This is a genomic window from Chitinophaga varians (genome assembly GCF_012641275.1).
GTDB lineage: Bacteria > Bacteroidota > Bacteroidia > Chitinophagales > Chitinophagaceae > Chitinophaga > Chitinophaga varians_A.
This window is the reverse complement of sequence record NZ_JABAIA010000004.1, coordinates 478,034-498,337: the sequence shown is the minus strand read 5'-3', so window position 1 is coordinate 498,337 and position 20,304 is coordinate 478,034. Positions and strand designations below refer to the sequence as shown.

General features: G+C 51.3%; 13 protein-coding genes. 1 reads left to right on the top strand and 12 read right to left on the bottom strand.

Annotated elements, in window-relative coordinates:
* Positions 1–287 precede the first annotated feature (287 nt).
* The 11 genes from HGH92_RS31345 to HGH92_RS31295 form a co-directional block, all read right to left on the bottom strand.
* A complete protein-coding gene (locus HGH92_RS31345; protein ID WP_168874795.1) occupies positions 288–1,829 on the bottom strand; it encodes a hypothetical protein in 1,542 nt (513 codons plus the stop codon).
* Between the two features lie 206 nt (positions 1,830–2,035).
* On the bottom strand, positions 2,036–3,682 hold the full coding sequence (locus HGH92_RS31340) for an alpha-L-fucosidase (protein WP_168874794.1): 1,647 nt from the start codon (positions 3,680–3,682) through the stop codon (positions 2,036–2,038).
* A gap of 34 nt (positions 3,683–3,716) precedes the next feature.
* Positions 3,717–5,564: a cellulase family glycosylhydrolase gene (locus HGH92_RS31335; protein ID WP_168874793.1), complete on the bottom strand. Its 1,848-nt coding sequence runs from the start codon at positions 5,562–5,564 to the stop codon at positions 3,717–3,719.
* Positions 5,565–5,574: 10 nt separating this feature from the next.
* Positions 5,575–7,152: a GH39 family glycosyl hydrolase gene (locus HGH92_RS31330; RefSeq protein ID WP_168874792.1), complete on the bottom strand. Its 1,578-nt coding sequence runs from the start codon at positions 7,150–7,152 to the stop codon at positions 5,575–5,577.
* Between the two features lie 22 nt (positions 7,153–7,174).
* Complete coding sequence (locus tag HGH92_RS31325) at positions 7,175–9,259, bottom strand: beta-galactosidase (RefSeq protein WP_168874791.1); 2,085 nt, start codon at positions 9,257–9,259, stop codon at positions 7,175–7,177.
* 24 nt (positions 9,260–9,283) lie between these two features.
* Entirely contained in the window at positions 9,284–10,495 is a 1,212-nt protein-coding gene (locus tag HGH92_RS34255; RefSeq protein WP_168874790.1) for a glycan-binding surface protein, read from the bottom strand.
* An 18-nt stretch (positions 10,496–10,513) separates the two neighbouring features.
* Positions 10,514–12,085 carry a RagB/SusD family nutrient uptake outer membrane protein gene (locus tag HGH92_RS31315; RefSeq protein WP_168874789.1) on the bottom strand — a complete coding sequence of 524 codons (1,572 nt, stop codon included), beginning with the start codon at positions 12,083–12,085 and terminating at the stop codon, positions 10,514–10,516.
* A gap of 27 nt (positions 12,086–12,112) precedes the next feature.
* Positions 12,113–15,238 carry a SusC/RagA family TonB-linked outer membrane protein gene (locus HGH92_RS31310; protein WP_168874788.1) on the bottom strand — a complete coding sequence of 1,042 codons (3,126 nt, stop codon included), beginning with the start codon at positions 15,236–15,238 and terminating at the stop codon, positions 12,113–12,115.
* Positions 15,239–15,375: 137 nt separating this feature from the next.
* A complete protein-coding gene (locus HGH92_RS31305; RefSeq protein ID WP_168874787.1) occupies positions 15,376–15,606 on the bottom strand; it encodes a hypothetical protein in 231 nt (76 codons plus the stop codon).
* A gap of 132 nt (positions 15,607–15,738) precedes the next feature.
* Positions 15,739–16,755: an aldo/keto reductase gene (locus HGH92_RS31300; protein WP_168874786.1), complete on the bottom strand. Its 1,017-nt coding sequence runs from the start codon at positions 16,753–16,755 to the stop codon at positions 15,739–15,741.
* Positions 16,756–16,765: 10 nt separating this feature from the next.
* A complete protein-coding gene (locus HGH92_RS31295) occupies positions 16,766–17,776 on the bottom strand; it encodes a zinc-binding alcohol dehydrogenase family protein (RefSeq protein ID WP_168874785.1) in 1,011 nt (336 codons plus the stop codon).
* Between the two features lie 212 nt (positions 17,777–17,988).
* On the opposite strand from HGH92_RS31295, the gene HGH92_RS31290 reads away from it, so the two are divergent.
* A complete protein-coding gene (locus tag HGH92_RS31290) occupies positions 17,989–18,873 on the top strand; it encodes an AraC family transcriptional regulator (protein WP_168874784.1) in 885 nt (294 codons plus the stop codon).
* Between the two features lie 80 nt (positions 18,874–18,953).
* Here the strand turns inward: HGH92_RS31290 and xylA are convergent, their stop codons facing one another.
* Positions 18,954–20,285 (bottom strand): xylose isomerase, encoded by a 1,332-nt coding sequence (xylA, locus tag HGH92_RS31285; RefSeq protein ID WP_168874783.1) that lies wholly within the window; start codon positions 20,283–20,285, stop codon positions 18,954–18,956.
* Positions 20,286–20,304: the final 19 nt, after the last annotated feature.

The window sequence follows — 20,304 nt, the reverse complement described above, 5'->3', positions numbered from 1 at the left end:
GGTTGTGCAGATAACGCATTAAAAAGGAAAACAAAAAGAACCTGAAACGTACATGATAAACGAGACACTTTCATTTTAACGGATTTGATTTTGATGATAGTTTGAGGACACAAAACACAGCTGCATTGCAGATTTGGGGTGGCTTTAAATTTTCTTCCGTGGAATAAAGGCATTCCGCCGGTTTATGTAAACAGATGAGTGAATATAGGAAATATTTTTTACTAACTATTTACGCAGCCACGTAGCTGGTAAGTTGACTTACAAGCCACGTGGCTGCGTAAACTTTGCTATAGTTCCTTCCATTTTGTCACGTACATTGCGCGGTGATTCCAACCGTCTCTCGTGGAAGTACCGAACACATATATTTCACCGGTAGTGTTATTAACGAAAATATATTCTCCCCGGCTGTTAAAAGCTGTTGCCGGAAATGTATAGCTCCAGGCATAATAACCTTGTGCATTTACTTTCAGGATATAGGCAGCAGAAGATTTGTAATCAACAGACTGGGCACTGCCGGTAATGTAGTACTGGTCATCCTTCCCCATAGTGATGCCGGACGGATATACCGCATCATATTGAGGATTTGTATAGGTGTACTCCCACAGTGAATTACCATGGGCGTTGTCCACCTGGAACAGCCATAGTCTTGTCTTGCGGTTGTCCAGCAAGGTATACCCGAGAATGGAGAAATTGCCGGTGGCCGTTACCGTTACATTGACGGGCAGATCGTAGCCGGTTTTACCGTATGTTCTCTCCCACCGGAGTTGATTATCCTTTTCAAAATAATGGAGCTTTGCATTTTCCCTGGAAGTGGTAGGACTGGGATCATAATAGTAATACTGGTAAGCGACCAGGAAACTGGAATCGGCGGCAGTCACCGTTTTATGTACCGACAGTCCGTTAATGAATTGATCATAACGAACACCATTGGGATTGGAAAGCTGATTACCATCCTTGTCAAACCAGCAGTCTGTCAACGTTGGGTTGGCAGGATTAGGCGTATACCCGGAAACCGTTCTCACAGTTACCTTGATAACATCATCCTTTAATAGCTGAAACCGGATAAACTCCTGTTTGAACACGATGTCAAGTTTTCTTTCCCACGACAGGTTTCCGTTCAGGTCCAGCTTGGTGATGGCCACACTGGAGGCGTTCAGGCTGGTGTAGTTGGCAGCCAGCAGGTAGCCGTCCTTTACTTTCGTCATACCTGCCGCCGTCCAGTGTTCCTGCTCATGGTATTGTTTGTCCCACAGGATGTTACCGGCAGTATCCATTTTAATAAGCCTGGGCCAGCTGGAGGAACCGCCGCCAAACATATTCGCCAGGATAACAAAGGCGTTATCATCTGTTGGCAATACCTGTTCAGTCTGTATAGCGCTGATGCCGTTATATTCTTTTTCCCAGGTTTTCACCAGTCCGCTGGTAGCGGTTTTTTCTGTTTTACTTTCAAAGGTCTTTGTCGGTAAACCGTCATCAGGCCGCCGGGTGGCGCCAACAACAATAAAAGCTTTAAAATAAACAGTTTTCCCTTGTCCAACTTTATCTAGTGTTGCCTTGAAGGTAGTTGGCGAGGATAAAACCTGCCGGTTAGACGTAGATAAATCAGGGCTGTATCCCCAGTAAAAACCGCAGGACCGCACCGTTGCGGTGTCAATTCCCTGGAAGGAAGCCTGAATGACGACGTTGTCGAAATCCTGAACTAAAACAGTACTGATGCTTACAATAGAGGTGTCCGTCGGCACCTTGGGCGGCGTTGGTGTGTCCGATTTGTTACAGGAGAAAAGAGCCAGTAGTACAGAACTCATCAACGTCCACAATGGGAGTTTCATGATAGGAGAATTTTGGGGGCCGAAGATAATAGATTTTTAAATCCAGGAATGGCTGCCATCAGACAAAAACAAGCCGCCTTATCTTGTATTATCACCTCGTAATGATACCTTGATAATATTCGATCCTGTTGGACAGTCTGACAGATAACAAGAAAAAAACCGCGCCTTCACAGGGCGCGGTTTTTTTCTTGTTATTTCAACAGCTATTACCTGATCTTCAACACTGCCGCATAAGGAAAAGCAGTCTTGTTTTCCGGCAATACGACCTCCAAGGCATCTGCCTGTTGCTGAAAACTCAACTCACCACCGCCCAGCAAATCAATACGGTTGATTTTTTCAGGCCTTAATGAACTTCCGGCCGCGAGGCTTTTTATTTTCATCTTTCCGTCGTCAGGCCAGCCCAGTAAAATGGCGTACAGCACATCGCCTTTGGTAGTGAAGCGAATATCGCCGGCGGCATACGGTTTGCCTTTGCCTTCGTTGAAACCCTGTGCGGCAATAGGTGCTACATTTTCCAGTGCAGGGCCTTCTCCCAGTACCTTCCACGGCCTGGTATCAAATATACATTCCGCATTGACGGCCATCCAGGCGGCTATTTCTTCCAGGATGGCTTTCTCCTGATCATCGATGGTGCCGTTGCCTTTCACCGGGATATTGAGCAGGAGGTTCCCGTTTTTGCTTACTATGTCTGCCAGCGTCTGGATAACGGTTTTGCCGGACTTATACCATTTGCCTTCATAAAACCGCTTGTCATAATGCCATCCGCCGATACAGGTATCTGTTTGCCAGGTAAAAGGTTCAATGACATTGCTCTGTCCTCGTTCGATGTCCCACACCATGCATTTACGCTGCATTTCGTTCAATACTTTGCCGTTGAGTACCGCGTGCAGTTTGCCTTTATTACGTTTGATGCTTTTGTTGTAATGATAGGCGGCTATTTGCAGTCCTACGTCGCTGACCGGGTACAGTGGCAGCACGGTGTCATCAAAATAAACCAGCTCTGGTTCGTAGCGGTCTATCAGGTCTATGGTCCTTTTCAGGAACTGGTCGCAGTATGCCTTTGAAGGCGCTGCGGCTCCATTGCTCCAGTCCCACTGGCGGAAGATGGCGTTATTATCTTCGCTGTCTTTGCCCAGCGGATGGTCCTGTGCATAGAGTAACTGCGGGTCCAGTCCTTCCCACCAGGCGCCTTTGCCGTCTGCCTTCGTTAGTTTGCCATCATATGGCACTCCGGCAAGCGGACCGTTTTTATCTGCCCTCCGCGACACTTCGAGCCATGTCCAGGCATGGGCCGCATGTATGCTCACACCGAAAGGCAGGCCGTTATTGCGCGCGGCTTTCGCCCAGCCACCGATAAGATCTTTTTTAGGTCCTACGTTCACCGCGTTCCAGGCATGGTGACGGGAGTTCCAGAGATCGAGGTTATCGTGGTGGTTGGCCATGGCAAAAAAGTATTTTGCCCCTGCCCTTTTGTATAATGACACCAAATGTTCCGGGTCCCACTGTTCGGCTTTCCACTGATGGATCACATCCTTAAAACCAAATTTGGAAGGATGCCCATATTTTTGGAGGTGGTATTTGTACTGGTCGCTTCCTTCCATATACATGTTACGTGCGTACCAGTCGCCATACTCCGGCTCACATTGCGGGCCCCAGTGGGCCCATATGCCGAACTTGGCATTGCGGTACCATTCCGGCACGGTGTACTGCTGCAGCGAATCCCAGCTGGCGGTAAAAGGCCCGGGGGCTGCATACGGGGCCGGCTGTCCGATCATTGATGCGCCTGCCTGTTTAGACAACAAATAAGCCGGGACAGTCATTCCCAGGTATTTGATAAGATCTCTCCTATTCATGATGACAAAGTTTTCTCTGTTTTAAAAGTTTCCGTTATTTGATGATTTTGACCACCTTACTTTTTTTGGTCCATCCCCGTCCTTTTGCCACTACGATGTAACTGCCTGTTTTTAGCGTGGCGCCCATAGACAAAAGGTCCGAAGCCGACGGATGGGCTTTTGTCTCCACTATTTTTCCGGAAGCATCGATAATAGTGATACTCTCTATTTTATCCTGTTTGTCCGCCTTCACGCTGAAAGTGGCGGTAAACGGGTTCGGATATACGTTCAGGTCATTTGCCTGTGAAGGCGCAATACTGGCGGATGTAGTGGTTGCGGCCATCGCTGCTGCGGGCAATGCGACTGCCGTCATGGTCCATTGCTGGTTGTTGCTGCTGCTGCCGGACCACTGTGCCAGGTCAGCCCCGTTGGCCGTTTGTCCCAGGCCGTCGAGGTACAGCCCTGTAGCACGGTTTTTCAGTTTGATGTAACTGCCTGTCGATTCCAGCTTCCACTGCTGGTTGTAGCTGCTGCTGAAGGCCCACTGCCCTGCCACAGATCCGTCAGCCGTTCTGCCCATGCCATCGAGGTACAGGCCGGTAGCGCGGTTTTTCAGGCGTACGTAGCCATCGGCCGCCTCTACGGTCCACTGCTGCGCATCGCTGCCGCTGTTGGCCCATTGCCCTGCGTTGGCGCCGTTGGTGTTTCTGTAGATGCCGTCTGCCAGCAGGCCGGTAGCGCGGTTTGCCAGCCTCACGTAACCGGGGGTATTGCCGGCGGCCTGCATGAGCGTGGAAATGGTTTCCTGGTCCAGTATCACCCCAGTGGCCCGGTCGTACAACTGTTTGTTGATGTCCCAGTAAATAGGTATAAGCCCCTTGGCCCTTGCGGAACGTACGAGGTAATCGTAGAAATGCTGCCGGGAAGCCTCGTGCAGCAACTGGTCGGACGGTGGGCCGAGCGTTCTTTTCACGGCGGCGAACTCCCCGATGATCACGGGTATCCCTTTATCAATGAATTTCGTTTTCATGAGGCTCAGCTCCGAGTCCATATAACTCTCCTCTCCCCAGGTGGCGTTCCGGTAGGTGTCTGTAGAGGAATGGTAGTTGGCGCCCCAGTAGTAGAACATTTTGCCCCAGGATTCATCCTGTGTGATGATCGCAAACTGGGAAGGATCGTAGTAGTGTATCTCCATCATCAGCCGGTTGGCGATGGGGTCAGTAGGCAGGGTGTTCATCAGCGTGTTCGTCTTGTCGATGTTGGTACTGGGCCCCTGGACGATCAGCGTACGGGAACTGTTGTTGCCGCCGGTGGCCCGTACGGCGTTGACAAATGTCTGATGGTAAGACAACAATACAGACATGCCTGTGGCATCGTTGACAGCCGGCTCATTGGCACTGGCAAACAACAGATGTTCATTATAGTTTTTAAAAGTGTTGGCGATCTGCGTCCAATAGTTCTGCTGTTTGGCATTTACCTGTTGCTGTGCCGCCGGGGTGACGTTATTTTCCAGCCAGCCGTTGTCCCAATGGATGTTGACGATGACATACAGGCTGTCGCGCATGCAGTAGTCCACCACCTCTTTTACGCGGGCCATCCAGGCCGGATCTATCACACCGTTGGTGCTGTGGCAGTCCCAGGAAACGGGCAGCCGGACGGTATTAAATCCGGACGCTTTCACGGCGTCGATAGTGGCTTGTGTGACAGCGCCGCCCCATGCGTTTTCCCCGCAAATGGCTTCCAGCGTGTTCCCCAGGTTCCAGCCCATTTTCATTTTACTGGCAATAGACTGTGCCGTGGGCAATTGGGCCGATAGTTGCAGGCCCGCAAAAAGAAGTAGCAGCAGTTGCATCGCTATGCGCATGCAACTTTTAATGTAGTGTTTAACATTTGAACGTGGCATAATAAAACGGTTATAGTTTGAGGATATTGATTAGAAAGACATCGTTTTCACGGATGTCAATTGTTTTTGTAAATGCCTCATTTTCCTTCACCGATATAATGGCGCGCGATACCGGCGCGCCGTTATTCTGCTGCTTTATCAGCTCCACCTGCTGCCTGTTGAGCTGCGCAGGGCTGCCCATCGACAGGTAGGAGGTATAAGCGTCGTTGCTGTTGTATCCCACTTTATACAGTTCTACCGCATATTGCCCGGCTGCCATGCCGGCAATATTCAGCTGTAGTTTTCCTTTTGCTTTTGAAGGAAGGTCACGGATATAGTATCGCTGGTTATGCACGGAGTCACCCGGATGGGTATTGGTAAAGTCCCACACCAACGCCTGTACGTTGCCGGAACTGTCGCGGCATACCCAGGATGAAGTATCTTTGTTGACCAGTTCCGTGCTGCCCAGCCGGTGCAAAAACTGGTAGGCATAAAACACCGGTTTGTTGATACCCTGAATGGTAAGCATTCCAAAACCGCCATGGAAGGGCGTAAACCGTGGTCCGGGTTCTTCGAAAATATCCGTGAACACCCAATAGGACATGGAGTTGGCGGCATTGCCCACCTGCTTCAGTTTTTGCAGCACATACGCCGCTTCATGGTAACTGTCATGGATAGGATCTGCCGGCGTATAGGAAGCGCTCCATTCCGTATAATGCAGTTCCAGTCCCGGCATTTTCGACGCAGCAATTTCCGCGCGCGATTGCAATACATCGCCACTGACGCTTGCGGGATTTTTATCGAGCACCGTACCGGAACGGCCAAATTCATCAAGGTATCCCTGTTTTACGCCGTAGGCATGTGTGCTGATAAAATCCAGCGGCACTTTATGTTGATAACAATAGTCGATCATCTCAGGCTCCCAGGCTGCTCCTGCCGTACCGGGACCGCCTACACGATAAGCGGGGTTCACATTTTTTATGCCTCTTGCGGCATGTGTGTACAGTTTAAAATAATCCGCCTGGCTGCCCGCCCAGAAACCATCCAGGTTAGGTTCATTCCACACTTCAAAGTACCAGCACTTCACTTCCTCTGCTCCATACCGCTCTGTAAAATGCGCCACCAGGTTTTGAATCAGCTTCTCCCATTTGTCATAGTCGCGTGGCGGCGTTACATTGCCGCGCCACCAGAAAATGGTCTTAGGCCCGCTGGCCAGCGCGGAAGGCATAAAGCCCAGCTCCACAAAAGGTTTCATACCGATGCTGTGCAGAAAATCAAACAGCACGTCTATGTACATATAGTTGTATTGCGGATTACCTTTTTCGTCCTGGGTGTAAACGGCCATTTCATCGCCCAACAGGCCATGCATCCGGATATAGCGGAAACCGCATTCTTTCCTGACATAAGCCAGTTGCTGCTGCCAGTCGGCACGAAGCCCTTCCGCAGCGCGGCCTGCGCCCACACATGCATTGAGCATGGCGGGCAGCGGTCCGGCTGTTTTTCTGAGGTCAACATTTATTGCTCGATCCTGATTATGGTCCTTTTGTGCAGTAGCCGTTTCCGCAATCAGCAGAAACGCTGCCATCATCACATACCAGTGTTTCTTCATGTCTTTATTTTTGTTCAACAGTTTATTCTTTCCAGACAAGCACCCCGCCTGGCTTTATGTTTTTTTCGCCGATCAGTATTTTGGCAGATGCGCCCGTATTCATGTTATAATCATCAGAAGAATAGTTCACCGCTACATAAAAACCATCTCTCCAATAAACAAATACCCCGGGCGGGTAATCCTCTGTGGTGGCTCCGGCAGCGGTATAAATATCCCGCAGCACGTCTTTTCCCAGCTTTGCATCGTCGGTGTCTACCCCGATGTAGGTAACAGTGCCTTTGCCCAGTCTGCGTTTTACCACAGCGGCTGCGCCTTTGTAAAACTGATCGTTATAGACAGCCAGCGCCTCCGTGTTTTTATCCGGCTGAAGCAGGTCGCCCCAGTTGTTCCAGTTGTAATGACCGGACTTCGTTTGTATGTCCCCGTAATACTGGTCGGGCAGCATATCGAAGGAACTGATGCGGGCGCCTATCAGGCCCGACAGCGGCGCGGCCCAACCGGCTTCCCAGAGATTGCCTGCGCGGGTTTTAGTCGCTGTACGGCAGGTAATGATCAGCTGCCCGCCATTGGCCGCATAGGCCTGCCATTTTTTGATCAGGCCACTGTCTACCAGTTCATAGGCCGGTACGATCACCACCTTGTATTTAGATAAATCAGCTGTTTCCGGCACCACATCTGCCTGTGCGCCGAAGGATTTCGCTATCTGTAAAAATTTGACCGGGTAATTCCAGGTGTCCCATTGCCTGGTTTGGCGCTGTTGATCGAAAGACCAGTAGTTTTCCAGGTTCCAGAGCACGGCAGTGGACCGCTTCGCCAGTTTCTCCGGCAACGCCGCTTTGATATCGGCTTCCTTCCGCAGGATATCCATCTCCTTCATGAACTGCATATAGTCGTGGCCACCAGGTGATGGCGTCACACCGTCTGTTTCCATAATTCCGGAATGATATTGTTCCGCGCCATAGTTGATCTGGCGGAAACGATAGGAACAGGCGAGCTTTCCGCCGGCAGCAAAAATGTGGTACAGCCACATACGCACCGTACCGGGCAACGGCTGCGGCGTGAAGTTGCCCCAGTTAACCGTTCCGGGTTGTATTTCCATGGCGCCGGTAACACCGCCCACAGATTTATAGTACTCCGCAGCAAAAAGGATCACATTGCTGTTGCCCAACCGGAAGCCCTGCTTCCCGATATTGTACGTACCACCGTTGGGATAAGCTGTATACGTGGCGAAGTCCAGCAGCTTCGTACGCCGCGGATCTGCGCCAGGCGATACGGCGGTATAGTTGGTAGTAACAAACTGCTGTTGCGAAATATTGTTGCGTAACGTGCGCGCCTGGAAATCGAGGTATTCCGCCTGCGCATCTGCCATATAACGTTTAAAATCGAGCACGGCATGCGGGTTACTGCCCCACCAGCCCACCAGGTCCACATTGGGAATAATGACCTGGTCAAAACTGTTGTACCACTGGCTCCAGAAAGCAGTACCCCACACGGCATTCAGCGTATCGATGGAATGGTATTTATTTTTCAGCCATTGCCGGAAAGCATCCTGCGAAGCGGGACTGAAATCGGGTTTTGCATCAGGTTCATTGTCCAGCTGCCAGCCGATCACGTTTTCATTGTTGCCGTAACGTTGCGCCATTTGGGTGACGATGGTTTCCACCAGGCGATGGTACACCGGGCTCACCACAGAGCCCAGGCCGCGGGTGCCATGTTCACCGCGGATATAGCGGCTGTTCATCTGGAACGTTTCAGGGTACTGGTAACGAAGCCATGCCGGCGGTGTGGCTGAAGGCGTACACATCACCACTTTCAGGTGATACTTTGCACAAAGGCCCATCACTTTATCCAACCAAACGAAGTCAAACTTCCCCTCTTCCGGTTCCATTCTGCTCCATGCGAATTCCGCGAGGTGTACAAATTCAAAACCCATCTCCGAAATTCTTTTGATATCCCGTTCCCAGAGATTCGGGTCCCAGTGTTCGGGATAATAATAAATACCTGTCGTGATCAGGCGCTTAGCAGGAAAAAAGGGATGGTCCTGTTGGGAGAAAGCCTGTGACACCGTGAGTACCACCAATAGCCACAACAAAATGCATTGCTTCATTTACCAGATTTTATAATTAAACGATCATTTTATTTTGACGACCCTGATATTGTCGATGGCCGCATACAGCCCGGTGGCCGTAGGACCAGCGGAGAAATTGGCCGTTTGGATATTTACCGGGCCGGCGCCGGTGTTGGTCAACAGCGCCGTCAGATCGGTAGCACTGGTGCCTTTGCCGTCATTGGACCGGAAACTGCTGAATGGAATGGTCACTGTGCGCCAGCCTTTGGTCACATAGCTGGCAGTAGTGCCGGTAGCGGTCAGCCACGGCTCATAACGCGCCATGAAATCCCGGGAATCCCGGATCACATAGATGGTGGTGCCATTCCAGGCGGTGGGCACGTTGATTTCAAATTTAAAGGCATACGTGTCCGGCGAGGCCTGTAAGCTGTCCTTAGGCACCCACTGAACTTCGTTGGTATTAATACTGCGCTGGTTGCCCCACCAGACGCCATCGCCGCCGGTGAGCACGCCGTTCTTCAGCACGGCGTAGGTGCCTCTGTTGCCCGGAAAGTCAGTTCCCGTACTTTCCAGGTTAGTGCCCCAGCTGAACGGGTTGATATCATCGAAGTTGCAGAGCATGCCGGTGGTCAGGTCATTGACATTGTATTTTGTGGAATCTGCGCCGGACTTTGTCACCACTGCTGCTTTACCGCTATGGGCCAGCTGCGGCAGCACAAAACCGATGGACGTTCCGTCACTGGCCGCAGTGAAGTCTTTGATCTCTGTCCCGGCAAACGTTACGTGTTGTGTAAAAAAGAAATTGGTGCCATACAGGTACACAGAATCGCCGGCGAGGGCGTTTTCATTGGAGATACTGGTGATGGCCGGCGGCGGCGCTACGATGTTGAAGGAGAAAGTGGCCGTGCCATGCGGCGTGATGCAACGGATAACGTTCAAATTGTCTGCCGTCACATCCGGGAAAGGTATCACCGCCGGTATCTGCATCACGGCGCTGGTATCGGAAAACATCACGCTCTTGATGCTGGCAGGCACCCCGTTGAACGTTACCTGCAGGGCATCCTGCAGGCCGCGGCCGGACAGCACCACCCATTGGCCGGGCAGTGCTGCGGTTAACAAGGTATCATCCGGCGAAGCCGCATAATTTCTAACGTGTGTGATAACAGGTCCGCTTCCGTCCCTGTCTTTTTTACAGCCGGTTTGCACCATCGCCGTTATTCCCGGGAGCAACCATAACAGTAACCTGCTGCATGTATGTGAGATGAATTTATTCACTGGAATACGTTTTAATGCTTAGTAATAGGATACCGGAGGCTCCAGCAGTTTCGGATTGGCAGTCACTTCGGAAGAAGGTACCGGGAACGAAAAGCTGTGAATTGTAGCCGGAGTGATCACTCCATAAGGACTGGCAGGCGTCACCACATTGTCGGTGTAGGTGAAAGTCACGCGCGCCTCGCCGTTCAATTTGCTGATGGCTTTTGTGGGATTGTAATACGACAAACGCACCAGGTCCGTCCAGTACTGCCCTTCTGCCGCCAGTTCAATCCTGCGTTCTATCAGCACGCTGTCGGCATCTATGGAGGGAGCAGGGCTCACGCCCGCCCTTTCGCGTACTTTATTAAAATACAGGAGCGCATCCGCATCGCTGGTGGACGCATTGTTGCCCAGCACGGCCTCTGCATAGATGAGGTACACGTCTGCCAGCCTTAGTAAGGCGTTATGTTCCGTAGAAGACGACAGTGTCATCGTGGGAGCATTGTTGTCCTTGTTGGTCCCGATGATATGCTTCTTCAGCCCGCAGTCACCGGTAAAATGATAACCGCCACCGGCTGCATTCAACTCTGCATAATAATCCCCTTTCAGCATGAAGGTGGCCTTACGCCTCACGGAATCCTGCGTGACATAACTTTTAAACAGGTCTACCGTAGGACGGATACTAAACCATCCCGGCTGTCCGTTGGCCGATATCTCTGCTCCTCCCGGAGAATAGATCTGCAGCATATTCCCTTCCAGCCATGCGCCGCCGGGCGCCCATTGCAGGGCGAACAAAGATTCGGGGTTGTCATTGAACTGCGTTTTAAAAAGGTCCGCGTAGTTGCGCAACAGTGATAAACCACTGTTTTTACACACATTGCCCGCATATTTTTTCGCACTGTCCAGCAGCGCCTGGTCGCGGTTACCTGAGTGGTTAAGGCCTGCCGCCGTCAGGTATACCTTGCCTAACATGCCCTGCGCCGACCAGGTGGTGAGCCGTCCCGCCACATCGGCTGATGGCAGGTTTTGCGCCGCAAAGGTCAGGTCGTTGATCACAAAGCGGAATACGTCCTCCGTCTTGATGCGGTTGACCAACGGAGAGATGACCAGTTTACTGTTGTCTTCGATCACCGGCACCGCGCCCCAATGCACCGCCAGGTTGTAGTACGCGAAACCGCGTATGAAGCGGGCCTCTGCGATCGCCGCATTTTTGTTGACAGCTGCAATACTGTCCGGCGCCTTCTGTTTGATAGCATTGATGGTAATATTGCAGTGCGCAATGATGTTATACATTGCCTTCCAGTTGGACACCATTATGCCGTTCAACCCGGTAACGGAAAACGTATTCAGCTGCACCGCATCTCCCCAGTAACCAACGGCCAGGTTGCCGCTCAGCACATCGCCTACCGGCAGGTAACAGGTGTAGTTCCAGTCGCCCCAGGGTGAACCGGCATACAACGCGGCCGTGGCCAGCCGCAGGTCGTTCGTGGACTGGTAGAAATTGTCCGCGCTGATCTGTGACAATGGCGGACGGTCCAGAAAACTTTTTGAACATCCTGCCAGCACTGTCACCATTATCTGGCAGAACAATATTTTTATGATAGACTTCATGATAATCTCCTGTTAAAGTGAATTACATTATTTGGTCAGCTTCACATTGGCGCCTATGGTAAATACCCTTGGCTGAGGGTAAAACCCATTGTCAATACCAGCGCTCAACGGGTCCCAGGAGCCGATTTCAGGGTCCATACCAGAGTAATTGGTTATGATAAACGCATTGGAAACATTGACATAGAGCCGCAGGTAGTGAACACGGATTTTACTGAGCAGCTTCTCCGGCACAGCATAACCCAGCGAGATGTTCTTGCACCGCAGGAACGTGCCGCTTTCCACAAACTTGTCGGAGTTGCGGTTGTTATCGTTGGTGTTGTCATTTCTGAGACCAACGGTCCTCGTGTCCGGATTTTTAACATACACGTTCTTAATATCCGTTGAAGAACCGGCCGGATCAATCAGTCCCAGCTGCGCATAGTCCATGAGCGAACGGAGATAACCGAAGCTGGTGCCTGGGTAGTCACCGTTTATCCGTAGCTGGTTAAACACCTTGCTGCCGATGTTGGCATTGAAGAAAATATTGAGATCGAAATTTTTATAGGAGAAGGTGTTATTGAGTCCGATCTGATATTTGGGAATGGGCGACCCCAGAAAGGTCTGGTCATACTCATTGATGATGCCATCGCCATTAATATCTTTGAACTTCAAATCGCCGTACCAGATGCTGCCGCCGGCCGCGCCCACCGGCAGGCGCACGCCGTTCTTCACCGGCAATGCATGGGTTTCAAAATCTTTCGGGCTGGCAAATACACCGCCATCAATGACGTACCCGTAGAACTCTCCAATGGAGCGGCCTACCACCGTTTTGCTGTATGGCCTGTCCAGCGATGCACCGTCGGTATTCAGTTTGATCACCTCATTGATATTGCGCGACACCGTGACGTCCGTTTTCCAGGTGAAGTTTTTACGCTGGATGTTGGTGGAGCTGATCCTGAAATCGAAACCTTTGTTATTGACTGTTCCGACGTTAACAAAGGGAGCGTCCAGGGAGCCGGGCGCCCAGCCGATGGCTGTTCCGGAATACAGCGGCAATGGGATCTGCATCACCAGTCCGTCTGTTCTGCGGTTGTAAAAATCAACCGCGAAATTCAGCCGCCAGTTAAACAATGTTCCATCCAGCCCTATGTTCGTGTACTTGGTTTTCTCCCACTGTACATAAGGATTGCCTACGTTGACAGTAAGCTGCGCCACGCCGGTGAGGCCCGTTGCCACGGTGGTCAGCGTGGAAGTGTAGGCATAGTCCCTGATGTTCTGGTTGTTGGTCAGGCCATATCCCAGTCTCAGTTTCAGGTCGTTGACCTGTTTGGCAGACTGCAAAAACGCCTCGTTTTTCAGTTTCCATGCAAACGCGCCGGACCAGGTAGTTACCCAACGGTTCTCCGGCGCGAACTTGGAAGAGCCGTCAGCACGGACGTTGGCGGTGAACAGGTATTTGTCATTGACCCCCACATTGAGCCGGCCGAAGTAGGACTCCTGCGCGTTCTGCCCTTTAATGCCGGTGTTGGCCGCCGTGGTAGGATCGCCGCTGCTGATGACCTGTACGTTATTAGAGGGAAAATTGGAGCGGGTAGCGCTGGTCGCTTCGTTGGTACTTAACTGCGCCTCATGGCCCAGTAACAAATTCACATTGTATTTCTTTTCAAACAGGTGTGAATAGGTAAGAAAATTCCTGACCGTAGTGAACTGGTTCTGATTGTAGATATAGGCGCCACTGTTATTCGTATTTTTTACCAGTCCAAAGACATAGGTCGGATTGAAGCGGTCTTCCGTGGCCATGGAGAAGTTCATGGTGGCTTCGTTCCTGAGCACAAAGTCTTTCAGAAAAGAGATCTCCGCGTACAGGTTCCCGAAGACCTGGTTCCTGTTTACCTCGTCTTTATTGATCAGCGCGATGGCATAGGGATTCACGGTACTGTTGACCCAGCCGTTGGGATTATAGGCGCCTCCCCAGCTGCCGTCTGTATTTTTCACGGCGATGTCCGGCGTTTGGCTCAACGCCGTATTGATCACATTGGAGCTGGTGGAGTTCACCTTTTCCTTGATATTGATCAATTGCAGGCTGGTGCCGATTTTCAGCCAGTCGGTCGTTTTATTGTCGAGGTTCAGTCTTACCGACAGTCGTTTAAAGTCGGACCCGAGGGCAATACCTTCCTGTTTAAAATAGGAGCCGGACAAGAGATATTGTGTTCTGGCATCGCCGCCGTTCACCGTCAGCGAATGGTTGTACATGGGAGCGTTTCTGAAAAGCTCCTTCTGCCAGTCGGTACCTTTGCCAAGGTATTGCGGGTTGGCGAACTCCTCACGGGTATCAAATCCCCATCCCAGGCCTTTGTTGCGCTCGTTGATGAAAGTGGCATATTCCCGCAGGTCCATCAGCGGCAGCCTTTTAGGCAGCTGTTGAAAGCCGGTGTACATATCATACATGATAGTAGGCGGAGCGATCAGCCCTCTCCTGGTGGTGATGACGATCACGCCATTGGTGGCCTGAGAGCCGTAGATGGCAGTGGCCGAGGCGTCTTTCAGGACATCGATGGATTCAATTTCGGAAGGATTGATACCGGCGAGCGGGTTGGTGCCGGCGCCCGGTGAGGCCGTGCCACCGATGATCACCCCATCGATGACGTACATAGGCGCGGAGGCCCCGAACGAAGAAATACCGCGGATCTGCACAGATACAGCACCACCAGGCTGACCGGAGATTTGTTGTGCCACCAGTCCTGGCACCTTTCCCTGCAAAGCCTGGTCGAAAGTGACCGGCTGCGTTTTCCGGATCTCATCTCCCGTAATAGAGGAGATGGCCCCGGTAACATCCTTGCGTTTTGTTTTACCATATCCGATCACCACCACATCTTCCAGCTGGGAAATATTTTCTGCCAGTTCCACTTTGACGGTGGCAGCGTTGGTGAGCGTTATTTCTTTCTTTTGGAAGCCCATCATGGAGACGACCAATATATTGCCGGCCGACGCTTCGATGACAAACCTTCCGGCAGCATCGGTGACAGCATGACGGCTGGTATTTTTCACAGTGACAGACGCACCCGGCACTGGGGTCGCGTTTTTCGGATTAGTGACAATCCCGTTTATTCTGGAAGTTTGGGCGAAGCCATGGAAGCTGAAGAGTATGCCCCATAGCAGCCATGCAGACAGCATTGCCCGAAAGCGATTTATTTTGGTTGAGTACATAATGTTTTCTTTTTGATGGCGAAAATTCCTGTTATTCACCTGCAGGGGCCCCAAAGCAATCGGATGGAAATCCGATTGCATAGTGTTGAATACATAAAGGGGTATTACTGATTGTGCAGCATGTGAGGGTCATTAAATGAGCATCGCCGGCGGCGTGTCGGTTGTTCCCGGTGAACCGCATCTTCACCAGGAACGAAACACCATCCGGCGATATCTTTAGAAAACAGGAACGGGATAAATAGAATATCCGGTACAGGCAAAGGGACAGTAAATGCTTTCAATAGAGCAATAAGTTTTCGCAGGCCGTTGCGGCCCTGTAACAGTTGAAATTTCATATACGTGGATTAAGTGTTGTAAAAATAGGATGCTGTGTCCGTATTGATGGTACCCTATTGTTTCAATCAGAGGGCTGATTTGTTACAAACACCTGTTTTTATGACCTTGCTGCGCCCGTTTCCATGTCTTCATTATATCGTTAATCCGGCGGCCTGCATTTGTTGCCAGAACGCAGGCGGGATAATTTTGTCTGTCATCTTGAAATTTTCACTGACCCGGGCAGCCTTCGTTGTATTGACCGCCACGCTCCTTACCCCCGGTACATGCAGGCCAAAATTCAGACAGGCCTCCGCCGGCGTAATTTGATGTTCTGCACATATCCGGTTAAAACAATCGCGCCATTCAAAGTAGGACGCATCTTCCGGGTCACTGCTGTCCAGCTTCCGGTAATCGAAGTAATCACTGCCGAGCAGAAACCCGGAATGATACACCGCTGAATTGATAACATGCACGCCTTTGCTGTCCTGTTCTGCTATAAAGGATATCAGCTCCGGCGGATGCGTGAACACCGTCAGGCTGTTGGCCACCATCATCCAGTCCAGCAGGATGTCCTGCGCTATTTGTTGCAGCACGCGCCAGTCTTTGGCACCCACTCCCACCGCGGCCACCAGTCCTTTTTCCTTCAGGTCGAAAAGCGCCTGGTAAGCCTGCAGGATATCATCGTATAGCCGTACACGATGCCGGTCGTCTTTTGCTTTGGCGAGGTATTCATCCGGATCATGCACCGAAACCATTTGCGGTATAATACCTCCCAATAACTCGTTGCCCTGTTCAAAACATTCGATGATGCCGTTGTAACTGATGCGTTGCACCGCATCATGTTGCAGGTCTTTCCACACGCCCGGTTCGAAGGTGGGCTCCGGTGTTTTCAGTTCAGTGCGGTACCATCCCAGTTTGTTACTGATGATTACCGCAGACAGGTCTGCCGCTGTCTCTTTCAACGCAACGCCCAGCATCTCCAAAGCCAGTCCTGCGCCGTATTTGCCAGCGGAGTCAAATACCGTGACGTCCCGGGAATGGCGAATGCATTCGTTTACAATATTGATTTTCTCCTGTCGGCTGATACTGACAAAAAGATTCCCCAGGCCGCTGGTACCGAAAACCAGTTCCGGTAACTGCCGCCCGTTTATTAGCAGTGGTGAGCGCATGAATTATCTTTTAATCGAGGCTGATAACAGCCTTTACAATATTTCCGTCGCTAATCAGCGAAGGAAATTCTTCCACTATATCATTAAAGTGACTGTGGTGGGTGATGTATTTTTCCGGTGTGATTTTTCCGATACGGATATTTTCCAGCACCCAGTCAAAATCCTGCTTTGTTGCATTACGGCTGCTCATCAGCGTACCTTCCCGTTTATGGAACTCGGGGTGACTGAAAGTGATGTCGCCTTTCTGCAGTCCTATCAGCACATATCTTCCGGCGTGCGACATATAGCGGAACGCGTTGTTGATAGCGTTCAGGTTACCGGTCGCATCAATCACCACCGTGGGCATATCGCCCTGTGTGGCCTCTTTCAGCTGCTCTGCCAGGTATTCTTCCGTTGCATGGAAGGCAGCTTTTACGCCGGTGATTTTTTTTGCCCAGGAGAGCCGGTAGGCGCTTACGTCGATGGCCAGCACATTGGCCCCGGCGATGGCGGCCATTTCCATGGTGGCCAGGCCGATAGGCCCCGCTCCTACCACCAGTACGTTTTCACCATGCGATATGGCCGCACGGCGCACACCATGCGCAGCAATGGCAAAAGGCTCCACCAGCGCAAGGCGGTCGGACTCCAGTCCCGCGGCCGGCAGCAGCAGGTGCGAAGGCACCATGAGGCGTTCCGCCATGCCGCCATCGCAATGCACACCTATCACCTGCATATGCTGGCAACAATTCGTGTGGCCGCTGCGGCAGGCAATACATTTACCGCAATGCTGGTAAGGAATAACAGTGACGATATCACCTTTGCGCAACCGTGGCGCATCGCCCTCCACAAACTCGGCAGCCAGCTCATGCCCCAGCACACGGGGATAGCTGAAATAGGGCTGCGTGCCGCCAAAAGCATGGATATCGGTGCCGCACACACCGATACGCCGGATTTTTATGATGGAATAACCGGGTAAACATACCGGCTCCGGAACCTCACGGTATTCCAACATCCCCGGCTTAATACAAGAAATTATCCGCATGGACCTCTGTTTAAAAAGCGACATTGTTCCGGGACGGTAGTTGTCGGCATAGATGACTAAAGACATCAGACCAAGACCTACAGGTCAGTCCCTTACCGGAAAACAGCGTTTATACTTCTCCCAAAAATACCTATCCTATTATTCCGGGACTTTACTTATATCGATAAAAAATTGTACTTTATCGATATTTTGAACTTTCAGGTTTATCGGATATGAGCAGAGAACAAACACAGCCCAATTTTATATTGCTGAACATCGGCCACGCCATACATAACGCCGACTGGAACTGGCAGAAAGTAAGCAGTCCTTTCATCAGGGTACATTTTGTGGAAAGCGGCACTGCCAGGCTTATCCGCGAGGACAAAACATATGACCTGAAAAAAAACCACCTGTATCTCACTCCGGCCTATACCACTCACGGGTACAGGTGCGAAGGACATTTGTCTTTGTATTACCTCCACATTTATGAGGAGCAGGGCCACCACAGCAGCCTCTTCGATCTGCTGGACGTGCCGGTGGAGATGAAAGCCGACGCGTTGACCATCCAGCTGATCAAACGCCTTGCCCGTGTGCATCCTGAGCGAAAGCTGCCACATTTCGATCCCTGGTCTTATGACAACCTTCCTACACTGGCCCGCAACATTGCCCGCCAGCATGCGGCTCCCCTCGGTTATGAAATGGAAGCGCAGGGCATCATCAGGCAGATCATATCCAGGTTCCTGGTACATGCCACCGATAAAAACCTGCATATCGACAAACGTATACTGCAATCGTTGCATTACATCCGCACCCACCTGCACAAACCCATCAGCGTGGACATGCTGGCAGAGAACAGCTTCCTCACCAAAGACCATTTTATCCGGCTGTTCAAAAAAGATATGGGCTGTACACCCGGGAAATATATCAACGCGCAGAAACTGGAAAAGGCACAACGGATCATGATGAGCCGGGACATCGCGATCAAAGACCTGGCTTACAGCCTCGGATTTGAGAACGACGCGTATTTCAACCGTTTCTTCAAAAAACAGACAGGGGAAAATCCCGGAAACTATAAAAAGAGAGTCCGGCTGCTGGCAGCGGATAATATTCCGCAATGACCTGCACAAAAGAAAAACACAGCAGAGAACTGCTGTGTTTCACTAATTGACCTATATTATGAAGTGTGTGTTTATTGCACTTAAGCGATACTGTTATTAATCAGGTTCTCCAGCCATTCCTGTTTTCCGCTGATCAGCGCAGGCGCATTGCCTGCTATGGCCAGTTGGCGGAGGTCTTCCAGTGACAACTTCCCTTCTTCAAACTCCCGGCCTTTTCCAGTATCGAAGGAGCTGTAGCGTTCCTGACGGAATTTTTTGTACGGCGTTTGTGTCAATACTTTTTCCGCGATCACGGCAGCCCGCGCAAAAGTATCAATGCCGCCGATATGCGCATGGAATATATCTTCCAGGTCGGTGGAGTTGCGCCGGGTTTTGGCGTCGAAATTCACACCGCCGCCGGAGAACCCGCCCGCTTCCAGGATGATGAGCATACTTTCCACCAGCTCATTCAGGTTGGTGGGGAACTGGTCAGTGTCCCAGCCATTCTGCGCATCTCCGCGGTTAGCATCGATGCTGCCCAGCATACCGGCATCGGCAGCTACCTGCAGTTCATGCTGGAAAGTATGTCCTGCCAGGGTGGCGTGGTTTACCTCAATGTTTAGCTTAAAGTCTTTTTCCAGTCCGTAGCGGTGCAGGAAACCAATTACCGTGGCGCTGTCGAAATCGTACTGGTGTTTGGTAGGCTCACAGGGTTTGGGCTCAATAAAGAACGTGCCTTTAAAGCCCTGCTTCCTCGCATAATCGCGGGCCATGCCCAGGAAACGCGCCAGGTGTTCCTGTTCCCGCTTCATATCTGTGTTCAGCAGGGTCATGTAGCCTTCACGGCCTCCCCAGAAGACGTAATTCTCCCCTCCCAGCGCCAGGGTGGCGTCCAGTGAATTTTTCACCTGCGTGCCTGCATAGGTCACCACGGTGAAATCAGGATTGGTGGCCGCCCCGTTCATATATCTGGGGTGGCTGAACACATTGGCCGTGCCCCACAGCAGTTTAACGCCGCTGGCGGCCTGCTTCTGACGCGCATAGTCCACGATCAGCTGCATCCGTTTTTCATACGTGGCCAGGTCCGTTCCTTCGTCTATCAGGTCCACGTCATGGAAACAGTAGTAAGGCAACCCCAGTTTGGTGATGAACTCAAACGCCGCGTCCATCTTGTCTTTAGCGCTTTGTTCCGCATCCGTGGAGGCAAGCCAGGGAAAGCTTTTGGTGCCTGGGCCGAAAGGATCGCCGCCGGTGCCACAGAAGGTGTGCCAGTAGCTGACAGCAAAGCGGAAAAGCTCTTTCATGGATTTACCTGCAATGATCCGGTTCTCGTCATACCACTTGTAGGCAAGGGGATTATCAGACTGCGGGCCTTCGTAGCTGATCTTCCCTATGCCTTTAAAATACTCGTGGTCTCCTAATGTAATGCTCATAAAAGTGGAATTTTAAAAT